This is a genomic window from Streptomyces sp. NPDC001100 (assembly GCF_053598575.1).
The window spans coordinates 207,852-232,203 of the sequence record NZ_JBSFKO010000003.1 but is presented as its reverse complement, the minus strand read 5'-3'; the positions used below and the strand labels follow the sequence as shown (position 1 = coordinate 232,203).

At 71.4% G+C, this 24,352-nt stretch carries 22 protein-coding genes; 11 read left to right on the top strand and 11 right to left on the bottom strand.

What is annotated here, in order from left to right:
* Nucleotides 1-930 precede the first annotated feature (930 nt).
* Both ACWDEW_RS05555 and ACWDEW_RS05550 read right to left on the bottom strand, forming a co-directional pair.
* On the bottom strand, nucleotides 931-2,868 hold the full coding sequence (locus tag ACWDEW_RS05555) for an amylo-alpha-1,6-glucosidase (protein ID WP_450509894.1): 1,938 nt from the start codon (nucleotides 2,866-2,868) through the stop codon (nucleotides 931-933).
* Nucleotides 2,865-4,337 (bottom strand): MGH1-like glycoside hydrolase domain-containing protein, encoded by a 1,473-nt coding sequence (locus tag ACWDEW_RS05550; protein ID WP_450509892.1) that lies wholly within the window; start codon nucleotides 4,335-4,337, stop codon nucleotides 2,865-2,867. Before ACWDEW_RS05550 ends, ACWDEW_RS05555 begins: the two co-directional genes overlap by 4 nt.
* 120 nt (nucleotides 4,338-4,457) lie before the next feature.
* On the opposite strand from ACWDEW_RS05550, the gene ACWDEW_RS05545 reads away from it, so the two are divergent.
* From ACWDEW_RS05545 to ACWDEW_RS05530, 4 genes are all read left to right on the top strand, one after another.
* The gene (locus ACWDEW_RS05545; RefSeq protein ID WP_450509891.1) at nucleotides 4,458-5,660 is read left to right on the top strand and encodes an ROK family protein; all 1,203 of its coding nucleotides are present in this window, start codon (nucleotides 4,458-4,460) and stop codon (nucleotides 5,658-5,660) included.
* A gap of 428 nt (nucleotides 5,661-6,088) precedes the next feature.
* Complete coding sequence (ppdK, locus tag ACWDEW_RS05540) at nucleotides 6,089-8,809, top strand: pyruvate, phosphate dikinase (RefSeq protein WP_381248332.1); 2,721 nt, start codon at nucleotides 6,089-6,091, stop codon at nucleotides 8,807-8,809.
* Nucleotides 8,810-9,019: 210 nt separating this feature from the next.
* Nucleotides 9,020-9,481: a hypothetical protein gene (locus ACWDEW_RS05535; RefSeq protein WP_450509889.1), complete on the top strand. Its 462-nt coding sequence runs from the start codon at nucleotides 9,020-9,022 to the stop codon at nucleotides 9,479-9,481.
* An 81-nt stretch (nucleotides 9,482-9,562) separates the two neighbouring features.
* On the top strand, nucleotides 9,563-9,958 hold the full coding sequence (locus ACWDEW_RS05530; RefSeq protein WP_450509887.1) for a hypothetical protein: 396 nt from the start codon (nucleotides 9,563-9,565) through the stop codon (nucleotides 9,956-9,958).
* A 355-nt stretch (nucleotides 9,959-10,313) separates the two neighbouring features.
* On the opposite strand, the gene ACWDEW_RS05525 is transcribed toward ACWDEW_RS05530, so the two are convergent.
* Nucleotides 10,314-10,823: an excalibur calcium-binding domain-containing protein gene (locus ACWDEW_RS05525; protein WP_450509885.1), complete on the bottom strand. Its 510-nt coding sequence runs from the start codon at nucleotides 10,821-10,823 to the stop codon at nucleotides 10,314-10,316.
* Between the two features lie 182 nt (nucleotides 10,824-11,005).
* On the opposite strand from ACWDEW_RS05525, the gene ACWDEW_RS05520 reads away from it, so the two are divergent.
* Nucleotides 11,006-11,932 (top strand): oxidoreductase, encoded by a 927-nt coding sequence (locus ACWDEW_RS05520; RefSeq protein WP_450509883.1) that lies wholly within the window; start codon nucleotides 11,006-11,008, stop codon nucleotides 11,930-11,932.
* A 10-nt stretch (nucleotides 11,933-11,942) separates the two neighbouring features.
* Here ACWDEW_RS05520 and ACWDEW_RS05515 read toward each other — a convergent pair whose 3' ends face one another.
* The 5 genes from ACWDEW_RS05515 to nirB form a co-directional block, all read right to left on the bottom strand.
* Nucleotides 11,943-12,725 carry an SDR family NAD(P)-dependent oxidoreductase gene (locus ACWDEW_RS05515; RefSeq protein WP_450509881.1) on the bottom strand — a complete coding sequence of 261 codons (783 nt, stop codon included), beginning with the start codon at nucleotides 12,723-12,725 and terminating at the stop codon, nucleotides 11,943-11,945.
* A 71-nt stretch (nucleotides 12,726-12,796) separates the two neighbouring features.
* The gene (locus tag ACWDEW_RS05510) at nucleotides 12,797-13,381 is read right to left on the bottom strand and encodes a TetR/AcrR family transcriptional regulator (RefSeq protein WP_450509880.1); all 585 of its coding nucleotides are present in this window, start codon (nucleotides 13,379-13,381) and stop codon (nucleotides 12,797-12,799) included.
* A gap of 46 nt (nucleotides 13,382-13,427) precedes the next feature.
* Nucleotides 13,428-14,090 (bottom strand): LysR substrate-binding domain-containing protein, encoded by a 663-nt coding sequence (locus ACWDEW_RS05505; RefSeq protein WP_450509878.1) that lies wholly within the window; start codon nucleotides 14,088-14,090, stop codon nucleotides 13,428-13,430.
* 28 nt (nucleotides 14,091-14,118) lie between these two features.
* Nucleotides 14,119-14,469 carry a nitrite reductase small subunit NirD gene (gene nirD, locus ACWDEW_RS05500; RefSeq protein WP_450509877.1) on the bottom strand — a complete coding sequence of 117 codons (351 nt, stop codon included), beginning with the start codon at nucleotides 14,467-14,469 and terminating at the stop codon, nucleotides 14,119-14,121.
* Entirely contained in the window at nucleotides 14,466-17,081 is a 2,616-nt protein-coding gene (gene nirB, locus ACWDEW_RS05495; protein ID WP_450509875.1) for a nitrite reductase large subunit NirB, read from the bottom strand. The genes nirD and nirB overlap by 4 nt, the downstream gene beginning before the upstream one ends.
* Nucleotides 17,082-17,350: 269 nt before the next feature.
* Here nirB and ACWDEW_RS05490 point away from each other — a divergent pair, with 269 nt between their 5' ends.
* The 5 genes from ACWDEW_RS05490 (at nucleotide 17,351) to ACWDEW_RS05470 (ending at nucleotide 21,105) form a co-directional block, all read left to right on the top strand.
* Nucleotides 17,351-17,866 (top strand): hypothetical protein, encoded by a 516-nt coding sequence (locus ACWDEW_RS05490; RefSeq protein ID WP_450509873.1) that lies wholly within the window; start codon nucleotides 17,351-17,353, stop codon nucleotides 17,864-17,866.
* Nucleotides 17,867-17,875: 9 nt separating this feature from the next.
* Complete coding sequence (locus tag ACWDEW_RS05485) at nucleotides 17,876-19,171, top strand: sensor histidine kinase (protein WP_450509871.1); 1,296 nt, start codon at nucleotides 17,876-17,878, stop codon at nucleotides 19,169-19,171.
* 22 nt (nucleotides 19,172-19,193) lie between these two features.
* Nucleotides 19,194-19,841, top strand: coding sequence for a LuxR C-terminal-related transcriptional regulator (locus ACWDEW_RS05480; RefSeq protein WP_450509869.1), 648 nt, complete (start codon nucleotides 19,194-19,196; stop codon nucleotides 19,839-19,841).
* 308 nt (nucleotides 19,842-20,149) lie between these two features.
* Entirely contained in the window at nucleotides 20,150-20,656 is a 507-nt protein-coding gene (locus tag ACWDEW_RS05475; protein WP_450510161.1) for a SigE family RNA polymerase sigma factor, read from the top strand.
* Between the two features lie 11 nt (nucleotides 20,657-20,667).
* Entirely contained in the window at nucleotides 20,668-21,105 is a 438-nt protein-coding gene (locus ACWDEW_RS05470; protein WP_450509867.1) for a cellulase, read from the top strand.
* A gap of 105 nt (nucleotides 21,106-21,210) precedes the next feature.
* On the opposite strand, the gene ACWDEW_RS05465 is transcribed toward ACWDEW_RS05470, so the two are convergent.
* A complete protein-coding gene (locus tag ACWDEW_RS05465) occupies nucleotides 21,211-21,837 on the bottom strand; it encodes a class F sortase (protein ID WP_450509865.1) in 627 nt (208 codons plus the stop codon).
* A gap of 119 nt (nucleotides 21,838-21,956) precedes the next feature.
* A complete protein-coding gene (locus ACWDEW_RS05460) occupies nucleotides 21,957-22,475 on the bottom strand; it encodes a hypothetical protein (protein WP_427922634.1) in 519 nt (172 codons plus the stop codon).
* Between the two features lie 265 nt (nucleotides 22,476-22,740).
* Between ACWDEW_RS05460 and ACWDEW_RS05455 the strand changes: the two genes are divergently transcribed.
* A complete protein-coding gene (locus ACWDEW_RS05455; protein ID WP_450509863.1) occupies nucleotides 22,741-23,328 on the top strand; it encodes an NADPH-dependent FMN reductase in 588 nt (195 codons plus the stop codon).
* Between the two features lie 50 nt (nucleotides 23,329-23,378).
* Here the strand turns inward: ACWDEW_RS05455 and ACWDEW_RS05450 are convergent, their stop codons facing one another.
* Nucleotides 23,379-24,314: an RNA polymerase sigma-70 factor gene (locus ACWDEW_RS05450; RefSeq protein ID WP_450509861.1), complete on the bottom strand. Its 936-nt coding sequence runs from the start codon at nucleotides 24,312-24,314 to the stop codon at nucleotides 23,379-23,381.
* Nucleotides 24,315-24,352 lie beyond the last annotated feature (38 nt).

Sequence of the window (24,352 nt, the reverse complement as noted above, 5' to 3'; positions counted from 1 at the left end):
GGATGCTTCTCCCGCCACCCTCGGATACGCCCCCGCAGACCGAGCCGACTACTCCAGGCGCGGGGGCCTGGGCGGGTGGGGCGGGGGGTGGTGGTGGGGGTGTGGTCCGGGGCGGGGGGTTCGGGGGCGGGGGCCTCAGCCTCGGCGTCGGTGGAAGCTTCGGCATCGGCGGCGGCTTCGGGGGTGGTGACCTCGGGGTCGGCGTCGGCTTCGGGTTCCGTGGCGGTCGAGGCCTCGGCGGCGGCTTCGGCGGCTTCAGCGACTTCGGCGTCAGAGTCGGCGGTCTCGGGGGCGGTGTCGGCTCCGTTCGCGGTGACCTCGGGGGCGGGGGCGGCTTCGTACTCGGCGGCGGCGTCGGGGTCGGCTGCGGCGACGCCCGCGGGTTCCAGGTCCGAGGCGGTGGCCCGCTCGGCAGCGCCGGAGCCCGGGACCTCGGAGCTGTCGGCTTCGGTGTCCGTGGCCTCGGCCGCCGGGGGCTCCACCGTCTCGGCCCCGGTTTCGGTCGCCGCCTTCGCCGACGCCTCAGCAGGAGTTTCTACGACCTTCCCGGTCTCGGCCGGAGCTTCTACGACTCGCTCGGCCCCGGCCTCGCCCGGTATCGCTGTCGCGTCGCCCGGTATCGGCTCCGTGTCCATGGTGTCCACGTCCACGTCGATGTCGACGCCGTCGCTGACGTCGCCGTCGATGTCCGGCGGCGGAACCTGGCCATCGGCTGCCCCGGCCGTGTTCGGTGACTGGCGTGTGCTCGTGTGCTGAGGCAACCCGAAGGTCCTTCCATGAGGAGCCCGTAGTCGGAGTGGCGGCCCCTTGGGACCTGGCAGGCCAGACCCTCGCTGGGGAGGCAGGGCCGCCGTCATTCCGTACGAGTTGCCTCATGCGCCCGTTCACGGAACTGGGCAAACACCCGGCAAACGGCTTATCACTGTTGCGTCACGCGCCTCCTACCGCCGTGAGCAGCGCCAGCGGAGCCGCCGCCGACCTGGACTCCCGCACGCACGCGTGCGGGTACGGAACCGGCTCCGGGTGGGTGTCGCGGCCGTAGCCCGCGAGGACCTCCGGGAGCCGGTGGCCGGCCGCCGTCGCCGCGTCGACCAGCGCGTGCGCGACCGTACGGGCCTCGTCGTGCAGGCCGTAGCGGGCCAGGCCCAGCGTGATCAGGGCGTTGTCGTGCGGCCAGACCGAACCCCGGTGGTACGACAGCGGGTGGTACGCCGCCTGCCCGGAGGCGAGCGTGCGGACGCCCCAGCCGGAGAAGAAGTCCGGCTCCAGGAGCCTGCGGCCGACGAGTTCGCCGTACTCCTTGTCGAGGAGGCCCGACCAGAGGAGATGGCCCGCGTCGGACGCCAGCGCGTCGACCTGGCGGCCCTCCCCGTCCAGCGCCAGCGCCGGGAAGGAGTGGTCCCGCATCCAGAAGTCCTGTTGGAAACGGTCCCGCAGATCGGCCGCCGCCTGCTCCAGGAGGGCCGCGTACGTCTCGTCCTCCCACACCGTCCGCGCCACCCACGCGGTACGGCGCAGCGCGTCGTACGCGTACCCCTGGGCCCCCGCCGCCATCACGGGACCGCTTGCGCGGGTGCCGTCGGCCCCGCAGATGGCGCCGGGGGAGTCCTTCCAGTTCTGGTTGGCCAGGCCGCCCTGGTCGGCGCGGTAGACCAGGTAGCCGCGCGAGGTCAGGCCGCCGTGGTCGAGCATCCAGCCCACCGCCGCGCGGGCGTTGGACTCCAGCCGCCGGGCGAGCGCCGTGTCGCCGGTCTGCTCGACGTACGCGCCGAGCAGCACCAGGAACAGCGGGGTCGCGTCGACCGAACCGTAGTAACGCCCGTACGGCACCTGCCCGAAGTGCGCCAGCTCGCCGTGCCGCACCTCGTGCACGATCTTGCCGGGCTGGGAGACAGACTCCGGACCCACCGCCGTCGCCTGCGTCGCGGCGAGCGCAGGCAGTGTGGCGGCGGCGAGTTGGGGGCGGTAGGGGAGCGCGAAGAGGGACGTCAGGAGCGCGTCCCTGCCCAGCAGGGTCAAGAACCACGGAGCCCCCGCCGCTGGTACGCGCAGCTCCTCGCCGTCGAGGCCCGTCGCCGGGACCTGGAGCGAGGCCAGGTCCGACAGGCCCCGGGCGCAGGCGGCGGCCAGCTCCGGCCAGCCGGTGGGGAAGGAGACGCCCTGGACGTACTCGCCCTCCAGCGCGAGGAGTTGCTCGTTCAGGGCGGACGGTGAGCGCGGTACCCGCAGGGCCCGCTTGTCGCCGTGCGGGCGGGCCATCACCCGCAGGGCCAGCTCGGCGGTGCCGTGCGGTTCGAGGTCCAGGGTCCACACCATGCGGCGGGCTCCGGTGCCGGTCTCCTCGACGCCGTCGGGGGCGGGCTCGGCCGTGACCGTCGTACAGGAGCGCCATTCGCCGCGCTGGTAGGCGAACTCCACGCCGTCGTCGAGGACTTGGCGGGAGCGGGTGGCCCCGGTCTTGGCGTAGGTGCGGTAGTCGGAGCGGAGTTCGAACTGGTCGGTGAAGTCGGCGTCCGCGGTGACCGCGAGCCGGACCGTGGTCGGCACCGGCCGGTTGCTGGTCACCTTCAGCGACTCGACGAACGAGCCGTCGCCGACGGCCTGTTCACGGAAGAGCGTGTGCGCGGGCGGCTCCTGGCGGCCCCCGCGCGGGACCAGGACACAGCGCGCCATGTCCCCGTCGGCCACCGGTGTCAGTGCCTCCGGCACCGCGCCGTCGACCGTCAACTGCCAGCGGCTCAGGTGCCGGGCGTCCCGTACGAATAACCCGTCCGGGGAACTGCCGCCCCGTACGCCGCTGATGTCCCCGCCGTCGCCCACGGCTGCGAACGTCCCGCCGTGCACGAGCAGATGATGCCGGTCCGTCATCCCCGGTCCCCTCCCTTGACTCTCTTGGCGACCTTGACTGCCTTGCCGTTCACTTCTGTGCCACTCATGTCGAACGTGCCGAGGCCCGTGCCGGACACGCCGTGCCCGGGGGGCTCGTGAAGCAGATCGAGGGTCAGTGCGGCGGTCCAGCTGAAGCCGGTCGCGCCGCACGCCTCGCCGTCGTACGGGTCGACGTACTCGGCGAAGTCGGTGGCGGCGGCCGTCTCCAGGACGGCCTCGCGCAGCGCGTCCGCCCGCGTCCGCTCGCCGTGCAGCCGCAGGCCGCGCTCCAGCAGCCAGCCGGTGTTGAACCAGGCCGGGCCGCGCCAGTACCGGTGCGGGTCGAAGGCCTCGCCCGACAGGTCGTAGCTGGGCGGGAGTCGGGTGCTCTCGCCGAGCCCGAAGTGCGGGCCGGACGCCGTACGGACCAGGGCCGCGGCGATGTCCCGGGGCAGATCGGGGAGGAGGAGCGGGATCAGACCGGAGACGCTGCGCTCGGGGATCAGTCCCCCGCCCCGGACGTCACGGCAGAAGAACATGCCCTCCGCCGGGTCCCACAGCCGCTCGATCAGCACCCCCGTCAGCCGCTCCGCGCGCGCGTGGCGGGCCGTGCCGGTCGCGCCCAACTCCCGTGCGATCCGGGCCAGTGCGTGCTCGGAGGCGATGAGGAGGGCGTTGAAGGAGGGGTCCTCCACCGCGAACTCGCTTGTCCCGTCGGCGTAGTGGCCGTCCCGGTAGTCCGTCGCGAGCCGCACGTAACGGCCGTAGTCGAGGTCCGTGGGCCGGTCCTCGGCGGCCCCGTGGTCGAGGTCGGCGCGGCGGAAGGAGCGGGCCGGTGCGGGGGTCACTCGTGCGAGGGGGGCGTCCCAGCAGGGGCTGTTGTCCATGCCCTGCTCCCAGGGGTGCACGACGGACGCGAGTCCGCCTCCGCCCAGGTCGCGCCGGTGCAGCAGATAGCGGTGCCAGGCGGCCAGCCGGGGGTAGACGCCCGCCAGGAAGCCGCGTGCGCGGGAGAGGCCCGGGTCCGCGCAGTGCACCAGCCAGGCGGCGAGCGCGTGCACCGGTGGCTGCACGATGCCCGAGGTCTGTACGGTGCGCGGGGCGCCCGCGGTGTGCCCAGCGGTCGAGGAGCGCCAGAAGTCGGGGCTCGGGAAGTACGCGTCGAGCGGTACGGAGGGGTTGAAGACGATGTGCGGGATCCGGCCGTCGCCCCACTGGGCGGCGAGCAGCGTCTCCAGCTCCGTCTGGGCCCGCAGCGGCGAGAGGTGCCGCAGCCCGATCGCGATGAACGCGGAGTCCCAGGACCACTGGTGCGGATACAGACCACGGGAGGGGACCGTTGAGGTTCCCGTCCAGTTCCCTTCGAGTACGGCAGCCGCTCTGAGGTGCAGCGAACCTGACAAGGACGGTGGATCGTATACGAGGTGGTGCTCCACCGGGAGGGCTGTGAGCTGGGCAGTGCGATCCACTCGGGACTCCACGAAACACGTCGTGCCGACCGGTTCGGTCATGGCTACCGTAGGGTTACGTCTATTTAACACGCAAAACTCAATATGTAATGCAGGGTTGAGAAACACAAGGGGGTGCGCATGACGGGAAGAGGTCAAGGGAGCGCCGGAGATCTGCTCGAACTGGTGCGCACCGGGCGCGCCACGACCCGAGGCGCCCTCCAACAGGTGACCGGACTCTCCCGCGCGACCGTCGGCCAGCGCCTGGACCGGCTCTTCCGCGCGGGCTGGCTGCGCGAGGGCGCGGGCGGCCCCGTGGACTCCCCACTGGGCGGCAGACCTTCCATCACCCTCGAATTCGACGACGCCCACGCCGTGGTCCTCGCGGCGGACCTGGACACCCGCCACGCGCGCGCGTGCGTCCTCTCGCTCACCGGCGAGATCCTCGCGGAGCACGGCGGCACGCTGGCCGTCGAGGACGGCCCCGACGTCGTACTGGGTGAACTCGGCCGCTGGTTCGCCGAGTTGCTGGAGAAGGCCGGACACCGGGCGTCCGAGGTCTGCGGGATCGGTCTCGCGGTCCCCGGCCCGGTCGACACCGACACCGGCCGGGTCGTCCAGCCGCCGATGATGCCCGGCTGGGACGGCTACGACATAAGAGGCCGCCTGGCCCGCGCCTTCACGGAACACACCGGCGCCCCCCGGGTCCCGGTCCTGGTCGACAACGACGCCAACCTCATGGCCTACGGCGAACAGCGCACCGGCCACCCCGACTGCTCGGCCTTCGTCCTGGTCAAGGTCTCGACCGGTATCGGCGCCGGAGTCGTCGTCGGCGGCTCCATCTTCCGGGGGATCGACGGCGGCGCCGGCGACATCGGCCACATCCGCATCCCGGCGGGCGCGCAGGCACTGTGCCGATGCGGGTCCTACGGCTGTCTCGCCGCCGTCGCCAGCGGTGGCGCCGTGGCGCGGAGGCTGGCCGAGACCGGGGTTCCGGCGGCGTCCGGCTCGGACGTACGGGACCTGCTGGCGTCGGGGCACCCGGGAGCGGCCGCGTTCGCCCGCGAGGCGGGACGGCAGGTCGGGGACGTCCTGGCGACCGTGGTGACGCTCCTCAACCCCGGGGTGCTGATGATCGCGGGAGACCTGGCCGGCACCTCCTTCCTCACGGGCGTACGGGAGCTGCTGTACCAGCGGGCGCTGCCGCGCTCCACCGCTCATCTGCACGTGCTCACTTCACGACTCGGCGAGCGGGCCGGTCTGGTGGGGGCGGGCGCGCTGGTCGTGGAGTACCTGTACGCGCCGGAGCGGGTCGAGGAGCGGCTGCTCGCGCTGGGCGTGTGACGTCCGCGTTTCGGTCCCGGGACATGTCCGAGGTCCGTCCGATGTCCGTCCGCATGGTGAAATCCGGCCGGGTGTGGAAGCGTGATTCTCACCACCTTTGATAGGGGTGGCGCTCAGGTGAGCGGATCTTGGGCGGCTGCACTTCTCCAAGGGGTGGCACTCCGTGCCACCCCTTGATCGTTCATCGATCGAAAACAGGCGAGCGTGCAACCCGCTCAGGTGAGCGGAAAAGTGTGCCGATGGACCCTACTGGGTTCAAGAAGTGAAAACATCCGGCGGTGTTCGCTTGCCGAGCTTTGACTTTCGATCCGCTGGCGGACGACTGGTTACGGACGCATGACATGCAAGTGGACGTACCCAGACGCCTTCGATCTGGGTATGTTCCTGGCCGTCAGGGCAGCCACCCGCGTCCCGAGGAGTCGAGACCCGTGTCGGAAAACAAAGAACCCCACGTAGCGAAGTTCGTCTATGACTTCACCGAGGGAAACAAGGACCTCAAGGACCTTCTCGGCGGCAAGGGTGCCAACCTCGCCGAGATGACCAACCTGGGCCTTCCCGTGCCCCCCGGCTTCACCATCACCACCGAGGCGTGCAAGACCTACCTCGACAGTGGCGAGGAGCCGGCGGCACTGCGTGACGAGGTGAGTGCGCACCTCGACGCGCTGGAGTCGACGATGGACAAGAAGCTGGGGCAGGCCGACAACCCCCTCCTCGTGTCGGTCCGTTCCGGGGCGAAGTTCTCCATGCCCGGCATGATGGACACCGTCCTGAACATCGGCCTCTCCGACAAGTCCGTGCAGGGCCTGGCGAAGCAGGCAGGCGACGAGCGCTTCGCGTGGGACTCGTACCGCCGCCTCATCCAGATGTTCGGCAAGACCGTCCTCGGCGTCGACGGCGACCTCTTCGAGGAAGCCCTCGACAAGGCCAAGGAGGCCAAGAAGGTCACCGTCGACACCGAACTGGACGCGGCCGACCTGAAGAAGCTGGTCACCCGCTTCAAGCGGATCGTCAAGACCGAGGCCGGACGCGACTTCCCACAGGACCCGCGCGAGCAGATGGACCTCGCCATCCACGCGGTCTTCGACTCCTGGAACACCGACCGCGCCAAGCTCTACCGCCGCCAGGAACGCATCCCGCACGACCTCGGCACCGCCGTCAACGTCTGCTCGATGGTCTTCGGCAACCTCGGCCCCGACTCCGGCACCGGCGTCGCCTTCACCCGCGACCCCGCCAGCGGCCACCAGGGCGTCTACGGCGACTACTTGCAGAACGCGCAGGGCGAGGACGTCGTGGCCGGCATCCGCAACACCGTCCCGCTCGCGGAGCTGGAGCAGATCGACAAGAAGTCGTACGACCAGCTGATGCAGATCATGAAGACCCTGGAGAACCACTACAAGGATCTCTGCGACATCGAATTCACCATCGAGCGCGGCCAGTTGTGGATGCTCCAGACGCGGGTGGGCAAGCGGACGGCGGGTGCGGCCTTCCGCATCGCGACCCAACTGGTCGACCAGGGCCTGATCGACGAGGCGGAGGCCCTCCAGCGCGTCACCGGCGCCCAGTTGGCGCAGCTGATGTTCCCGCGCTTCGACGAGGACGCGAAGGTCCAGCAGGTCGGCCGGGGCATCGCGGCCTCGCCGGGCGCGGCGGTCGGCAAGGCGGTCTTCGACTCGTACACCGCGGTGAAGTGGTCGCGTTCGGGCGAGAAGGTCATCCTGGTCCGCCGTGAGACCAACCCCGACGACCTCGACGGCATGATCGCGGCGGAGGGCATCCTGACGTCCCGCGGCGGCAAGACGTCCCACGCGGCCGTCGTCGCACGCGGCATGGGCAAGACGTGCGTCTGCGGCGCCGAGGAGCTTGAGGTCGACACCAAGCGCCGCCGGATGGTCGTGCCGGGGGGACACGTCGTCGAGGAGGGCGACGTCATCTCCATCGACGGTTCCAGCGGCAAGGTGTACCTCGGTGAGGTCCCGGTCGTCCCGTCCCCGGTCGTGGAGTACTTCGAGGGCCGCATGCACGCGGGCGCCGACGACGCGGACGAACTCGTCGAGGCGGTGCACCGGATCATCGGATACGCGGACCGCGTACGGCGGTTGAGGGTGCGCGCCAACGCGGACAACGCCGAGGACGCGCTGCGCGCCCGCCGCTTCGGCGCCCAGGGCATCGGCCTGTGCCGTACGGAGCACATGTTCCTCGGCGACCGCCGGGAACTGGTGGAACGCCTGATCCTGGCCGACACGGACACCGAACGCGAGGAGTCCCTCAAGGCGCTTCTCCCGCTCCAGAAGGCCGACTTCGTAGAGCTGTTCAAGGCGATGGACGGACTCCCGGTGACGGTCCGCCTGTTGGACCCGCCGCTGCACGAATTCCTGCCGGACATCACGGAGTTGTCGGTCCGAGTAGCGCTCGCGGAGTCCCGCCAGGAGTCCCACGAGAACGACCTCCGCCTCCTCCAGGCGGTCCACCGCCTGCACGAGCAGAACCCGATGCTGGGGTTGAGGGGTGTCCGGTTGGGCCTGGTGATCCCGGGCCTGTTCACGATGCAGGTGAGGGCGATCGCCGAGGCCGCCGCCGAACGCAAGGCGGCGAAGGGCGACCCGCGCGCCGAGATCATGATCCCGCTGGTCGGCACGGTCCAGGAACTGGAGATCGTCCGCGAGGAGGCCGACCAGGTCATCGCGGAGGTGGAGGCGGCGACGGGCACGTCACTGAAACTGTCCATCGGCACGATGATCGAACTCCCGCGCGCGGCCCTGACGGCGGGCCAGATCGCGGAGGCGGCGGAGTTCTTCTCCTTCGGCACGAACGACCTCACCCAGACGGTCTGGGGCTTCAGCCGCGACGACGTAGAGGCCTCCTTCTTCACCGCCTACCTGGAGAAGGGCATCTTCGGAGTCAGCCCCTTCGAGACCATCGACAGGGACGGCGTGGGTTCGCTGGTCAAGCTCGCGGCGAAGGCGGGCCGCGAGACCCGCCCGGACCTGAAGCTGGGCGTCTGCGGCGAACACGGCGGCGACCCCGAGTCGGTCCACTTCTTCCACGAGGTCGGGCTCGACTACGTGTCGTGCTCGCCGTTCCGGATTCCGGTGGCGCGACTTGAGGCGGGGCGGGCGGCTTCGGTGGCTCAGGGGAGCGATCACCGGTAGGTCGTAGGGGGCGTAGGACCGACCGCTGGCAGGTCATACGGCCGTACAGCCGTAAGGTCATACGCCCACTGAACGCCGGAACCGTCGCCTGTCCCCGACCCTCACCGATGGGCGGCGGTTCCGGATCACGAAGGAGGGGCGGCATCCTGTGCGGGGATGCCGCCCCTCTGTGTGTTCCGTTGTGAGGTACGGGCGAGGATCATTCGCACCGTGGACGATGTGCGAGACGGCGTCATCGGGGAGTGGCGGGTCGGCTGGTCCGGCCGGCTCATGGGCTACGTGCTGGCTGCCGGCCCGGCGTGCGGGGCGTTGTCCGTCTGGCTGGGCATGCTCTCGCATCCGGACGCGGGCTCCGTGGGCTCCGCAGGGATCGCTACTGCCGTCGCGCTGGGGTTCGGGCTCTTCGCCTGGTGGGGGCTGCTGCGCATACGCCTGGAACTCGCGACGGACATGATCGTCATGGTGAACCCCTGGGGCACTCAGCGTCTGCCGTGGTCGCGTGTCAGTGCGGTGAGCCTCGGCAACTGGGGTGCGCGGTTCCACACGACGGACGGGTTCGTGTACACGGCGTATGCCCTGAGTGATCTGGCAGGTGGGACTCGCCAGGACGAGCGCTTCGCTGTTGTGCGGCGGATCGTTGAGGATCAACTCCGCAGTGGACAACCGCTTTAGGAGTTCGATCGGTTCGATCGGACTTCCGCGGACTCGGTACCCCACTGCGGCTCCGATGACCTGGCCTGAGAGAGTGGCCCCGTGCTGCTGGATCCCGAGAACACGCTGTTCGTCCGTGGTGTCACGCCCGTGCTCCTGCTGGCCGACGCGCCTGTCCACGATGCCTTGCCGGTGCTGACCGCGTCGGACGGGACGGTGCCCTTGTGCGAGGGCTGGAGCATCGTTCCCCGACTCACCCTGTGCGTGGTGGACGGACCCGGGGACCACGGGCTTATCGTCCCCGCTCTCGCCGCACCGGTGGTCGGCGGGGCCGACGACGGCAGGGCATCCGGCGCCATGGGCGACTGGTGCGCGGATGCCGAGCAGGCCGGCGGGGCGGTCGTGCCGTCCTTGGACCACCTGCCCCAGGCACTCGACTGGACTGCCCTGCTGTCCTCGGGCACCGCCCGCGGCGGCTTCATGCCCGCGCTGGCCTGACCGTGGGAGCGTCCGACTCGCAAGGCCTGCATCACGCCTGCCGGCTTTGCGAGCCTGGAGCTCCGGAGATCTTCGTCCCGAAGCGACTTGGGTGGGGGCGCGCAGGAGTTGCGCTGCCGTCGCCGTTAGGACAAGCCGAATTGCATCGGAGCCATTCTCCGATGCCAACACCGACCCCATGGTCAGCGCGCCTGCATCCCAGAACCGCAGGAACATCCGACCGCCATGGGTGGCGTGCGCGCTCAGCTGCAACATGAGGCGGATCGTGGCGGGTTGGCCCTGCGCGCGTGAATGATCATGCGACGCAGAGCGGGCGGACGCCTGCCCGTACCTTCTCCGCTGCCGTCATGGGCCGTTACTCGCAAGCAACCCCGTCCCCATCCCGGTCCAGGTGGGAGTCGTAGCCCGGGTCGCCCCGGTAGAGGGGCGTGACACCGGCGGCGCGGGCGGCAGTGCAGTTCGCGTAGTAGGTGCTGCCGCCTCCGCCGGAACTTGAGCCGCTGTCGCCGGACCCGGACCCGGACCCGGAACCGGAACCCGAACCGCTCCCCGCTGCCGCCTCAGCCGTGACCGTCTTCGTGACCTTCACGGTCTTCGTCGCGGTCACCGTGGGTGCGGGTGACGGAGTCGCCGTCTCCGTTGTGGTCGCCGTGATCGTCATCGTCGGCTGGGGCTTCGCCGCCGCCGGCTTCGCGTCCGCCGTCGTGTTCTTCTTCGTGTCCTGGCCGGATGCGCCGATGCCCGCGCCTATGAAGAGGGCCAGCGCGAGGGCCGGGAGCACATACCGCTTGCGGGCCCAGCGGGGTGCGGGGCGGTCCGGCCGGGGAGCCGGTGGTACGGGTGGCATCGCGTACGGATGAGTCATCTCGTCCCCCTGTGTCTGGTGTGGCCTGGAACGTAACGCCGGGGCGGGATACGTGAAGGGGGAGTGACCAACCTGTGATGGTCTGTGACGGGCAGGTCACGCGGCGTGGGGGCGCGGGGCCGGTCCTGCTCTCGTACGCTCTTCGTGCACCGGCGTTCACGCGTCGACGGGAGGAGCCGTCCATGTCCGGTTGGAACGAGAAGGCCGTGCCCGATCAGGGCGGTCGGGTCGCCGTCGTCACCGGGGCCAACAGCGGCATCGGGTACGTCACCGCGCGGGAGCTGGCGCGCAAGGGGGCCCGGGTCGTGCTCGCGTGTCGGAGTGCGGCGCGGGGGAGTGCGGCCGCGGACCGGATCGTCGCCGAAGTGCCGGGCGCCGGGGCGCAGTTCGGGCGGCTGGACCTCGGGGACCTGGGTTCCGTACGGGAGTTCGCGGCCACGTTCCAGTACGAGCGGCTCGATCTGCTCGTCAACAACGCGGGCGTGATGGCGATGCCGTACGGCGCGACGGTGGACGGCTTCGAGACGCACTTCGGTGTCAACCACCTCGGGCACTTCGCGTTGACCGGGTTGCTGCTGCCGGCGCTGCTCGACGCGCCGGACGCGCGGATCGTCACCGTCTCCAGCTTCATGCACACGCTCGCCAACATCGACATCGGCGACCTCAACAGCGAGCGGCGGTACGGTCGTTGGACCGCGTACTCCCGTTCCAAGACCGCCAATCTGCTCTTCACGCACGAGTTGGCGCGGCGGCTCGCGGCAGTCGGTTCGGGGGTGGTCGCCACCGCCGCCCATCCCGGGTACGCCGCCACCAACCTCCAGACCGCCGGGCCGCGGGTGGAGGGACGCAGGGGTGCGGAGCGGGCCATGGAACTCGGTAATCGCGTCTTCGCCCAGTCCGCGGAGGCCGGCGCGCTGCCCTCCCTGTATGCGGCGACCGCGCCCGACGTACGCCCGGATTCCTTCTACGGTCCGCGAGTCGTGATGTGGCGTGGGGCACCGGCCCGCTCTTGGCGGGCGCCGTGGACCCTCAACGACGCGATGGGGCAACGGCTTTGGGCGGCCTCGGAGGAGCTGACGGGGGTCGTCTACGACCAACTCAAGCCGTAGGGGCGGGTGTTCAGGCCGTCGCTCCGCTGTCCACCACCAGATCCGTGCCCACCACCGACGCCGCGTCGTCCGAGGCCAAGTAGAGGACCGCGGCGGCGATTTCGGCCGTGGCGGAGATACGGCCGAGGGGGAGCGTGGCCCGTACGCGTTCGGCGCGGTCGGTCTCCGTCTCGCCGGGGCGCAGGGACATGGGGGTGTCGGTGGCGCCGGGGCTGACCACGTTGATACGGACGCCCTCACGGATGTGGTCCACGGCGGCACCCCTGCTGAGCACGGCGACCGCGGCCTTGGACGCGGCGTAGGCGGCGGCCCCGGGGCTGCTGGTGTGCACGCCGAAGGTGGACGCCACGTTGACGATCGCACCGCCGGACGGCTGGGCCCGCATCCGCGCGATCTGGGCGCGCAGGGCCAGGAACACGCCGGTCACGTTGATGTCGAGCTGGGTGCGCCAGTCCTCCTCGGTGAGGTCGGCGAGGGGCCGCCCGCCCCGGAAGACGCCCGCGTTGTTGACGGCCACGTCGAGCGAGCCGTACCGGTCGACGGCCGCCCGCACCAGGTCGTCCGCGTCGGCGGCCTTCGATACATCGGCGCTCACCGCGAAGGCCTTCCCGAGCCCGGCGCCGTCACCGCCCCCGGCCTCGATCAGGGCGACAGTCTCGTCCAGCGGCCCCCGTCGCCGCCCGGCCACGACGACGTTCGCCCCTTCCGCCGCGAACGCGAGGGCGATGGCGCGTCCTATCCCGGACCCGGCCCCGGTGACGAGTGTGGTCCTGCCGGAGAAGCGGTTGCTCATGAACGAGCCTCTTTCCAGAACGATCGGTTCAGTATGGGGACATGAAAAGGTGCCCTGCGCCACCCGAGGCCTCAGTCCAGCAGCGCCAACGCCTGCTCCGCCGCGTCCCGCACCCGCGCCGGGTCCCCGGACGCCCGGCCGACCACCCGCAGCCCCTGCATCAGCACCAGCAGCATGCGCGCGAGGGGGAGCGGATCGCGGTCGGCGGGCAACTCGCCCTGTGCCTGGGCCCGCACCAGCGCCGACCGCAGTACGGCCTCCAGTTGGTCCCAGTTGCGCTCGACCAGCCGGGTCGCGGCCCGGTCGTGCGGGGCGAGTTCGGCCGCCGTGTTGGTCACCAGGCAGCCCAGCGGCCGTAGTTGCTCGTCCGCCGCCTCGGCCGCATACCGCCGTACGATCGCTCGTAGGGGCGGCAGTGCGGGGCCCGGCTGGGACAACTCCCGCACCATCGGCGTGAGTCCGGCCCGGTCGTAGCTCTCCAGTGCCTTCAGGTACAGCTCGTGCTTGCTGCCGAAGGTCGCGTAGATGCTGGCCCGGCCGATGCCGAGGTGCTCGACGAGATCGGACATCGACGTCGCCTCGTAGCCGCGCCGCCAGAACAGCTCCAGGGCTGCCCGCAGTGCGGCCTCGGGGTCGAACTCCTTGGTCCTGGCCATGTGTCGCAGCCTAGATCCAGTTGGAACGAACGGTCAAGAAAGAACGTCAGGATGGCCAGCCCTGCCGCAGCGCCCCCACCAGCAGTTCGGTGAACTGGGACGCCGGCCAGGACGGGCGGAGCCCCGTCGCCGTCTGCACCTGCGCCTCGCGCTGCCGGAACACCGGGTGGTCGACGGGGACGTAGGACACGCCCTCGGCCGCCGTGTCCTGCCCGATGTCGCCGAGGTCCCCGACCAGGGCGAGGCCGCCTCCTGCGCGGACGAACTCGTACTGCGGGGCGAGACTGTCGCAGACCAGCGCGGGGCGGACCGTGATCCCCTCCAACTCGGTGCCGATGTCGAAGAGTTCACGCTGACTGGTGCCCGGCGAGGCCAGGGCGAGCGGGTAGGCGCAGAGGTCGGCGAGGCCGATGCGGTCGCGGTCGGCGAGTTCATGGCCGAGCGGGACGATCGCGGCCACGGGGACCACGACCGCGCACTCGACACGGACGTCGTGCTGCGGGTCCATCGTGTACGTCACGGCGACATCGGCGAGCCCCTCGACCACGCGACGCGTCGCCTCCTGGCGGTCGACCACGTCCACGCGGAAGGTCGTGTCGGGGTGTTCGCGCAGGAAGTCGACGACCGCCCGGGGCGCCGGCCGTCGGGCGAACCCCTCCGGGCGGGCGACGGCGACACTGCGCGCCTGCGCTCCCCGAGCCGTCCTCAACTCCTCAAGCAGCGCGGTCGATTCGGTCTCACCCCGCCCGCACCTCGTACGTCTCCACCCGCACCGACGCGTCGTCCAGGCACTCCCCGGAGATCAGGTCGAAGCGCTGCTTGAGCAGCGGGGAGGCGACGAACGGGCGGCCCTGGTGGGTGCCGGTGAGGCCGCGGGAGAGGACGGCCGCGCCGTTGAAGGGGTCGCGGTTGTCGATGCCGTAGAGGGTGCCGGAGCGGTCGCGGAACAGGGCGACCTGGCGGCCGTCCGGCAGCAGGGCCGCGACTCCGCGGCCGGGGAGGAGCCGGTTGAGGTCGCAGACCGCGAACCAGCCCTCTTCGAGCCTGAGTTGGACCTTCAGGTCGGTCGTCTCGGGAGCCAGGGTCATCGCTGGGCGCTTCCTTCCAGGACGTCTGCGGTCTGCTGGGGCCGCATGCCGATGGTCAGCAGCGGCAGGTCGGGCTTGATCTGGTCGCGCTCGGGGACGAAGCCGACGACCGGGTCCGGGGTGTCCGGCGCGTTCACGAAGGACACGAACCGGCCCAGCTTCTCGGGGTCGTTGATGGTCTCGGCCCACTCGTCGCGGTACCCGGCGACATGCGCGGCCATCAGCGACTCCAGCTCCTCGCAGATGCCGAGCGAGTCCTCGACGACCACGTCCCGGATGTGGTCCAGGCCGCCCGGGATCCGCTCCAGCCACACGCTCGTACGCTCCAGGCGGTCGGCCGTACGGATGTAGAACATCAGGAACCGGTCGATCAGGCGCACCAGTTCGGCGTCGGACAGGTCCTGGGCCAGCAGGTCCGCGTGGCGCGGGGTCGCGCCGCCGTTGCCGCCTACGTAGAGGTTCCAGCCGTTGGCGGTGGCGATGACGCCGAAGTCCTTGGACTGGGCCTCGGCGCACTCGCGGGCGCAGCCGGAGACCGCCGACTTGAGCTTGTGGGGGGAGCGCAGTCCGCGGTAGCGCAGCTCCAGGTCGATCGCCATCCGGACGGAGTCCTGGACGCCGTAGCGGCACCAGGTCTGGCCGACGCAGGACTTCACCGTGCGCAGGGCCTTTCCGTAGGCGTGGCCGGACTCGAAGCCGGCGTCCACCAACCTCGCCCAGATCAGCGGGAGTTGCTCGACCCGGGCGCCGAAGAGGTCGATGCGCTGACCGCCGGTGATCTTCGTGTAGAGGCCGAAGTCGCGGGCCACCTCGCCGATCACGATGAGCTTCTCGGGGGTGATCTCGCCGCCGGGGATGCGCGGCACGATCGAATAGGAGCCGTTCTTCTGGAGGTTGGCGAGGAAGTGGTCGTTGCTGTCCTGGAGGGCCGCCTGCTCGCCGTCCAGGACATAGCCGCTCGCGCCGATCGTCGGGGCGAGGGACGCGACGATGGAGGCGACCGTCGGCTTGCAGATCTCGCAGCCGTCGCCGCCCCGGGCGTCGGCACGGCCGTAGCGGTCCAACAGGTCCTGGTAGGAGGTGATGCGCAGCGCGAGGGCGATCTCGTACAGCTCCTCGCGGGTCTGCGCGAAGCAGCCGCACAGGCCCTTGTCGACCTCGATGCCGCTCGCCTCCAGCTCGGCGGTGACCAGCTGGCCGAGGACCTTGACGCAACTCCCGCAGCCGGTACCGGCCTTGGTGCACTTCTTCACCTCGGGCACGCTCGTGCAGGAGTGCTCGGTGACCGCCCCGCGGATCGTGCCCTTGGTGACGTTGTGGCAGGAGCAGATCACCGCCTCGTCGGGCAGCGCGGAGGGGCCGAGCTGGACGGCGCCCCCGGAACCGGCCGGCAGCACCAACTGCTCGGGGGAGACCGGCGGTACGGACCCCGTGAACGCGCGCAGCGTGCCGTAGGCCTCCGCGTCGCCGACCAGGATGCCGCCCAGCAGCTCGCCGCCCCGGCCGATCACCAGCTTCTTGTACGTCCCGGCCCGCGCGTCGGAGTAGACGACGTCGAGGCAGTCCGCGGTGGCGCCGTGCGCGTCGCCGAAGGACGCCACGTCCACGCCGAGCAGCTTCAGCTTGGTGGACAAGTCGGCGCCGGTGAACGCCGATTCGTCCTGAGCGATGGTCGCCGCGACCGTCTCCGCCTGCTCGTAGCCGGGCGCCACCAGGCCGTAGACCCGGCCGTCCGCCGCCAGCGCGCACTCGCCGATCGCGAAGACGTGCGGGTCGGTGACCGTACGGCACTGCTCGTCGACCGTGATGCCGCCGCGCTCGCCGACCGACAGCCCCGATTCCCGGGCGAGTTGGTCGCGGGGGCGGACACCGGCGCTGAACACCACCATGTCCGTGGCGAGTTCGGAGCCGTCCGACAGCTTCATGCCGACGACGGCCCCGTCCGCGCCGGCCACGATCTCCTGCGTACCGGTCCCCGTGTGGACCGTCAGACCCATGTCCTCGATGGTGCGCAGCAGGGCCGCGCCACCGCCCTCGTCGACCTGCACCGGCATCAGCCGGGGCGCGAACTCCACGATGTGCGTGGCCAGTCCGAGCCCCTTGAGCGCACCGGCGGCCTCCAGGCCGAGCAGCCCGCCGCCGACCACCGCCCCCGTGGTGGCCCGCGACTTCGCGTACGCCTCGATCGCGAGGAGGTCCTCGATCGTGCGGTAGACGAAGCAGCCGTCGGAGTCCTTGCCCGGGACGGGAGGCACGAACGGGTAGGAGCCGGTGGCGAGCACGAGGGCGTCGTACTCGACTACCAGCCCGGAGCGGGCCGTTACCGTCTTCGCCGCCCGGTCGATCGTCTCCGCCGGGTCGCCGACGTACAGCTCGATGCCGTGGTCCTTGATGAACTCCGCGTCCGTGAGCGACAGTTCCTCGGGGGTGCGGCCCGAGAAGTACGAGGTGAGCTGGACGCGGTCGTAGGCCGGGCGCGGCTCCTCGCACAGTACGACCACACGGTGCGTGGCGGTCAGGCCGCGCTCGGCGAGCGCTTCGAGGAAGCGCTGACCGACCATGCCGTGGCCGACGAGCACGATGGTGGGCACCACACGCGGATTCGAGGTCATGTCCAGGAGCCTGCGACGTCGGTGTTACCCGACCGCATCACATCTGTTTCCCGTGAGGAACGCTGCCCTCAGCGGGAGCGCGCGGGGGGTGTGAGGGTTCCGGGTGCGCGCCGGGGGCGGAGTGTGAGGGCGGGTGGATCCGTCCCGGTTCGGTTAACCGAACCCCGCGCTTCCGTGCAGGCACCATCGTGTACGGCGGCCGGCGGCGGAACGCTGGAGACATCGGTTCTTCGGCAGCTCGTCGCAGGCCACAGCCAGGAGGAAGCCCCATGGACAGTGTTCGTCATGTGCAGGTTCGCGACACGGCGGCGGTGCGGATCTGGCGGGTCGTGCGGGAGCCTTTCACCGCCGGGACGTGGCGTCGCACCGCCTACGCGCTGCTCGCCCTCCCGGTCGGGCTGGCCTGTGTCCCGCTCGGCCTCCTCGGCGCCCCCACGGCCCGCCGGCAGCGGGGCCTGGTCCGCCGCTTCCTCGACACGGACATCGACACGGACATGCCGGGCGCCGCGCGGCGCGGCGGCCTGCGCCACGCCCTCCTCGCCACCCCCCTCAACCTCCTCACCGCCTTCGTCACGGTCTACGGCTGGGCGATCGTCCCCATGAACCTCGGCTGGCCGCTGCGCGCGGGCGACGACTACGCCGGCGCCTGGGGCGGCCCCACCTTCGCCGGGGCCTGGGCCTTCCACGCCGTCCTGGGCGGCATCGGCTTCCTGCTGCTGATGCCGTGGCTGGTGCGGGGCCTCACCGCCGTACAGCTCCGTGTCGCCAGGTCGCTCCTCTCCTAGGTTGATCCCATGCCGAGCCTCCGCTCCCGCCTCCGTACGCTCGCCGTCGCCACCTTCGGCCGCCGCGCGCTGGCCGCCGTCCTCTACGGCGTGCTCGCCCTCCCGCTCGCCCTGGCCGGCTTCTTCCTCACCCTCGTCGGGCTGGCGTTCGGCGGGGCGCTGTCGGTGACCACGCTCGGGCTGTGGCTGCTGGCCGTCACCGTGCGGGGCGCGCTGGCGCTCGGCGCGCTGCAGCGGGCGCTCGCGCGGCGGCTGCTCGGACTGGAGATCGAACCGCCGGGCACACCCGGTGGCAGCGGGCTCCTCGGCTGGCGCCGGGGCGTCCTGCTGGACCGCGCGGGCTGGCGGGCCGCCGGCTGCGCGCTGCTGACCCCGTTCACTGCCGTCTTCGCGTACGCGGCCGTCGTCGTCGGATACGTCTACGGCGTCCTGCTCACCCTGCACCCGCTGCTCAAACGCTGGAACTACGACACGGTGCACAGCGCCACCGACGGCTCCGCGCGCCATGTGTCGCTGGAGTTCTTCGGCTTCCAACTCGACTCCTGGCCACGGTGGTTGATCCCGTTCACGGCCGGACTGCTGTTGCTGGCCCTCGCGCCCGTACTCCTCCGCTACGCCCTGGGCCCGCACCGCGCGCTGCTGACGGTGCTGCTCGGCCCCGACGCGGCGACCCGCCGGATCCGCACCCTGGAGGAGACCCGCGCCCGGGCCGTCGACGATGCCGCCGCCACCCTCCGCCGTATCGAACGCGATCTGCACGACGGCACCCAGGCCCGGCTGGTCTCGCTCGCCATGCAGCTCACCGTGATCCGCGAACTGGTGACCACGGAGGCCGCACCCGACCGAGTCCTCGCCGTGGTCGACACCGCCCGGGGCAACGCCACCCAGGCCATCACCGACCTGCGCCACCTGGTCAAGGGCATCCATCCGCCCGTACTCGACGAAGGCCTCCGCGCCGCGCTCACCACCCTCGCCGCCGACAGCGCGCTCCCCGTCACCCTCACCACCGACATCGGCACCCGCCCCACCCCGGCCGTCGAGACCATCGCCTACTTCTGCGCCGCCGAGCTGCTCGCCAACGCGACGAAACACGCCCGGGCCACGGCCGCCGCCGTCGACGTCACCGCCCGCGACGGAGTCCTGCGGCTGCGCGTCACCGACGACGGACAGGGCGGCGCGAGGCTCGGCGCCGGGTCCGGTCTCACCGGCCTGCTGGCCCGGGTCCGTACCGTCGACGGCACACTGACCTGCGACAGCCCGCGCGGAGGCCCTACGGTGGTCACGGTCGAACTGCCCCACACATGACCTCACATCCGAACGGAGTGGCATGCGCGTCGTCATCGCCGAGGACTCGGCCCTCCTGCGCGACGGCCTGGTCCAGCTGCTCCAGCTGCGGGACGTGGAGGTGGCCGCGGCGGTCGGCGACGCGGAGTCCCTGCTGACCGCGGTGGCGACCCACGCCCCTGACGTCGCCGTCGTCGACATCCGCCTCCCGCCCACCCAGACCGACGAGGGCGTACGGGCGGCCGTACGACTGCGGGAGCGGTACCCCGCGATGGGCGTGCTGCTGTTCTCGCAGTACGTCGAGACGACCCACGCGGCCCAACTCCTCGGCAACCCGGCCGGGTTCGGGTATCTCCTCAAGGAACGGGTCGTCGACATCGGCGAGTTCGTCGGCGCCCTGGAACGCGTCGCCGCCGGCGGCACCGCCCTCGACCCCGAGGTCGTCGCCCAACTCTTCGGCGCCGCTCGCCGGTCCACCGCCCTCGACACCCTCACCCCCCGCGAACGCGAGGTCCTCGCCCTGATGGCGGAGGGCCGCACCAACCACGCGATCGCCACCGCGTTCACCGTCTCCGAGCGCGCGGTCGAGAAGCACGTCGCCAACATCTTCACCAAGCTCGACCTGCCACCGTCGGAGACGGGGAACCGACGGGTGCTCGCGGTGCTCCGGTATCTGGAGAGCGGGCGCTGAGCTCGGCAAAGAGCAAGCCCACTCGGCGCAGGGCCACGCCTGCAAGGCGGGCGCGTACGTGGCCCGGCGCCAGGTGAACGGCAGCACTGCCTCCACCGCGTCCGCCGCGGCCCGGGCCCCGGGCTCACCGCCTCGGGACATGTCGTGGTCCCGCGCCTCGTCGTCGTAGTCGATCACCCGCCCATCCTGTCCCGGAGTCTGCAGCACACCCCCCCGTGATCCAGATCATGCAGCGCAGGTGCATCGCGGAAGGCCGCCCACCGCCTTTTACCTGGCGTAGGCAACCAGTGGGAGCAGAGACAGTGCGCATCGAGCAGGGTCAGGCGGGTGAGTTCGAGGAGTTCGTGGCGGCCCGCTGGTCGGTACTCCTCCACCTCGCGCGTCTGCTCGTCGGCGGTGACCGGCACCGGGCCGAGGATCTGGCGCAGGAGTCCTTGGTCAAGCTCTGGTTCGTCTGGCCGAAGGTCTCCCAGGACGCGCCGGAGGCATACGTCCGCAAGGTGATGGTCCGCGCGGCGGCGCGTGCGGGCCGGCGGCGCTGGTGGGGTGAACGTCCGGTCGAGCGGCTGCCCGAGGGGGCGATGACCGGGGACGTGTCCGCCGATGTGGCGGAACGGTCCCGGCTGGAGGCCGCGCTCGCCCAGCTGTCGCCGAACCAGCGCGCGGCCGTGGTGCTGCGCTACTACCAGGACCTGCCCGAGGGCCAGGTCGCGGAGGCGCTCGGATGCCCGGTGGGTACCGCGCGCTCCCACGCCTCCCGTGGTGTGGCGCGGCTGCGGCAGATCCTGACCGACGCCATCGAGCCGACGCGGTGAAGGAGGACCCCATGGATCAAATGGATCCGTTCGAACGGCAGTTGGCGCGGCTGATGCGCGACACGCACGAGCCCGTCCCCTTCGAGCCGCGCCACCGCGAACGTCTCCACGAGGGAGTACGTGTCCGTCGCCGGACCAGGATGGTGCGCAGGACCGTCGGCTGCGCCCTGGCCGTCGTCGGCGTCGGCATCGGGCTGCTCCTGGTGCCCGCCGGCCCGACCCGGGTCCAGCCCGCCGAGCCCCACCCCCGGCCGGCGACGAGCCCGACGTCCACCGGCTCGGCCCCGACACCGGGGGAGACCCCGACCGCTCCGCCCACCTCGTCCGCCACGACATCCCTCGCCAATCCCGGCGCCACGACCTCGGACACTCCCACGGGGCCCACCACGACCGGGAGTTCGGCCACGGTCACGGCAACTACGCAGAAGAACAAGGGCGTTGCCGCCTGAGCCTCGCCCACCTGTGCACGCTGCTGGGCATGGCGGCCCTGGCCTCGGGCTCGTACGCGGGCTACGCCCTCTTCGAACTCGGCGTCCCGTAACGGGACTTGGGGACTAGCGACTGCCCGTCAGGTGCGCGAACACGACGACGTTCCCCTGATAGCCCGTGGACCGCGAGTAGCCGCCCCCGCACGTGATCACCCGCAACTCGGGCCGCCCGGCGGCGCCGTAGACCTTCTGGTCGGGGAAGCGGCTGGCCTGGTACACCTCGACCGCGTCGACCGTGAACAGCGCGACGGTGCCGTCCAGCCGGTCCAGCTCGACGGTGTTGCCCTTCTTCAGGGCGCCGAGGTCGTAGAAGACGGCGGGTCCGTCGGCGTTGTCGACATGACCCGCGACGACCGCCGTGCCGGTCTCACCGGGAGTGGTGCCGGACTCGTACCAGCCGGCGAGGTTCTTCTTCGCGGCCGGGGGCACGTCCAGGCTCCCGGTGCTCGTCAGTCCGAGGCCCATCAGCGGGGCGTCCACATGGATGGCCGGGATACGGATGCGGTCCGGCGGCGACGGCGGCAGCGCACGGGCCGCGGCGCGTTCGGCGGCCGGGTCGGGGCGGGCCTCGGCGGCGGACGGCTGCGGCGGCGCGTTCGTCTCGCCGCCACTGGTCAGCAGCCACGCGCCCGTGCACAGGGCGCCCACGGTGACGGCCCCTATCGCGGTGTTGCCGAATCTACGACGACGCATCACGCACCCCTCTCCAGTGACCAGGGCCTGCCCCGCGCCCCCTCCGGGTCACGAGGGGCGTCGGACCCGGAGGGGGAGGGGACTTGCGGTACCGGCGGACGGACAGCGGAGGGTGTCCGTCAGATCCCGTCGCCTCTCGCCCGGCGATGCAGGAGCCAGGTACCGCCCGCGGCGGCGACGGCGAGAGCCGCCACACCGGCCGCGGTCTGCACGGGGTCGGGGCCCAGGGCGCCACCGACCCCCGTCTTCACACTTCCGCGCGGCTGCACCTGCTGCCGCATCGAGGCCAGCGTCACCATCAGATCGCCGGAGACCTGCTTGCCGTCCGTGCACTTCGCGACGATCTCGTACGTCCCCGGCTGCGCGCTCGGCGGCACCTTGAACTGCCCGATCGCGTCGCCCTCGTGCGTGCTCGGCGCCAGCGTGAACGTGCCGGCGCCCACCGCGCTGGCGTCCCCGGCCGCCGTACCGCCGTCGCCGCACGCGGCCGTGTTGACGGTGACGTCGCCGCCCGGCACGGCGCTCGACGGGAACACCTCCAGGCTGCCGGTCTCGCCGCCGTACGCCGGTGCGGTCGCGAGACCGGCGGCGGCGACGGCGAGCGCGGTACCGGTCAACAGACGGGCCGTACGACGCATCGGTGCTCCTCCGAGCTGTGGTTGGCTGCCCTTCCGAGGTAAGTGGCACCGGGCCGAGCCCGCTTCCTGAGCGCGCGTCAGAAGTGTGGTGAATGGGTGTCAGGGAGCGGTCGCGGCGGCCCGTTTCCTCGCTGTTTCAGCAGGTCATGGGGGTTCGACGGCCCCGTCCCGAAGGAGTACCCGAAGAGCGCACGCCGAGCGTGTGAACGGGTGACGGACGGTCGGGCTTGACCTCAAGAATGGTTGAGGTACCAGGCTGCCAGGCATGGACACCGAGACCGCTCCTCTGACCCTGACCGTCGTCATCGGCAGCAACCGCCACGGCCGCTTCGGCCCGGTCGTCGCCGACTGGCTCCTCACCCACGTCGAGGACCGCGCCGACCTCGCCCTCCAGGTCGTCGACGTCGCCGACACCGGCCACCTGCCCACGACCCTCGCCCTTACCCCGGAGGCGACCGGCGCCCTCGCCTCCATCACCCCGAAACTCGCCTCGGCCGACGCCTTCGTCGTCCTCACCCCCGAGTACAACCACTCCTTCCCGGCCGGCCTCAAGAACCTGATCGACTGGCACTACACCGAGTGGCGCGCCAAGCCCGTCGCGCTCGTCTCCTACGGCGGCCTCGCGGGCGGCCTGCGCGCGGTGGAACACCTCCGCCAGGTCTTCGCCGAACTGCACGCCGTCACGGTCCGCGACACCGTCTCCTTCCACAACGCGGGCGCGTCCTTCGACGACCGCGGCCTCCTCAAGGACCCCGCCGCCCCGGACGCGGCGGCGAAGGCGATGCTCGACCAACTGGTGTGGTGGGGAAGGGCGTTGAAGGAAGCGCGGGAGGCGCGGCCGTACTCCGCGTAGCGCTGCCGACCCGGCCGGTCGCGCGTGGCGCTGCCGACCCGGCCGGTCCGTCAGTCCGTGCGCCGCCTGGCGTGCCTCAGCTCGCGGTCGACGGCCCAGGCGTCGGCGACCGGGCCGAGGTGGGTGAGCTTGTCGGGGTTGATCACCGCGCGGATGGTCTGGATCTGTCCGTCGAGGACGTCGAGGGCCAGGGTGTGGAGCACCTTGCCGTCGCGGTCGCGGAAGAGCGCGCCGGGCTGGCCGTTGACCTCGTGCGGCTCGAACGACACGTCGATCCGGATCAGCCAGGGGAAGACCATGCCGAGCACCCGGGCCACGTTCTCCGCGCCCATGACGGCCCTGGCCAGCTGCGGTGCCTTTCCGCCGCCGTCCCCGACGAACTGCACGTCGGCGGCGAGCAGTTCACGCAGCCCGCCCACGTCACCGTCCTTCAGCGCGTCGAAGAACCGGGTCGCCAGCTCCTGCCGCTCCTGCCGGTCCGCGGCGAACCGGGGCCGCCTGTCCGCCATGTGCCGCCGGGCCCGCACCAGCAGTTGCCGGCACGCCGACTCCGAACGCCCCACGGTCGTGGCGATCTCGTCGAAGCCGAAGGCGAACACCTCCCGCAGCACGAACACCGCCCGCTCCAGCGGGCTGAGTTGCTCCAGCAGCAGGAGCGCGGCCATCGACACCGAGTCGGCGAGCTCCACCGACCGCGCCGGATCCTGGTACGGGTCGCTCAGGAGCGGCTCCGGGAACCACGGCCCGACGTACTCCTCCCGCCGTACCCGCGCCGAACGCAGGACGTCGATGGAGATCCGCGTGACCGTGGCCGACAGGAACGACTTGGTCGAGGTGGGCCGGGTCGCCGAGCCGTCGTAGCGCAGCCAGGTCTCCTGCACCGCGTCCTCGGCCTCGCCCACACTGCCCAGGATCCGATAGGCGATCGAGAACAGCAGCGGTCGCAGCTCCTCGAACTCCTGGGCCTTCCGGTCGGTTTCGCTCACGCGGGCTCTCCCTGTCCTGGCCGGTGCGGGTGCGGGTG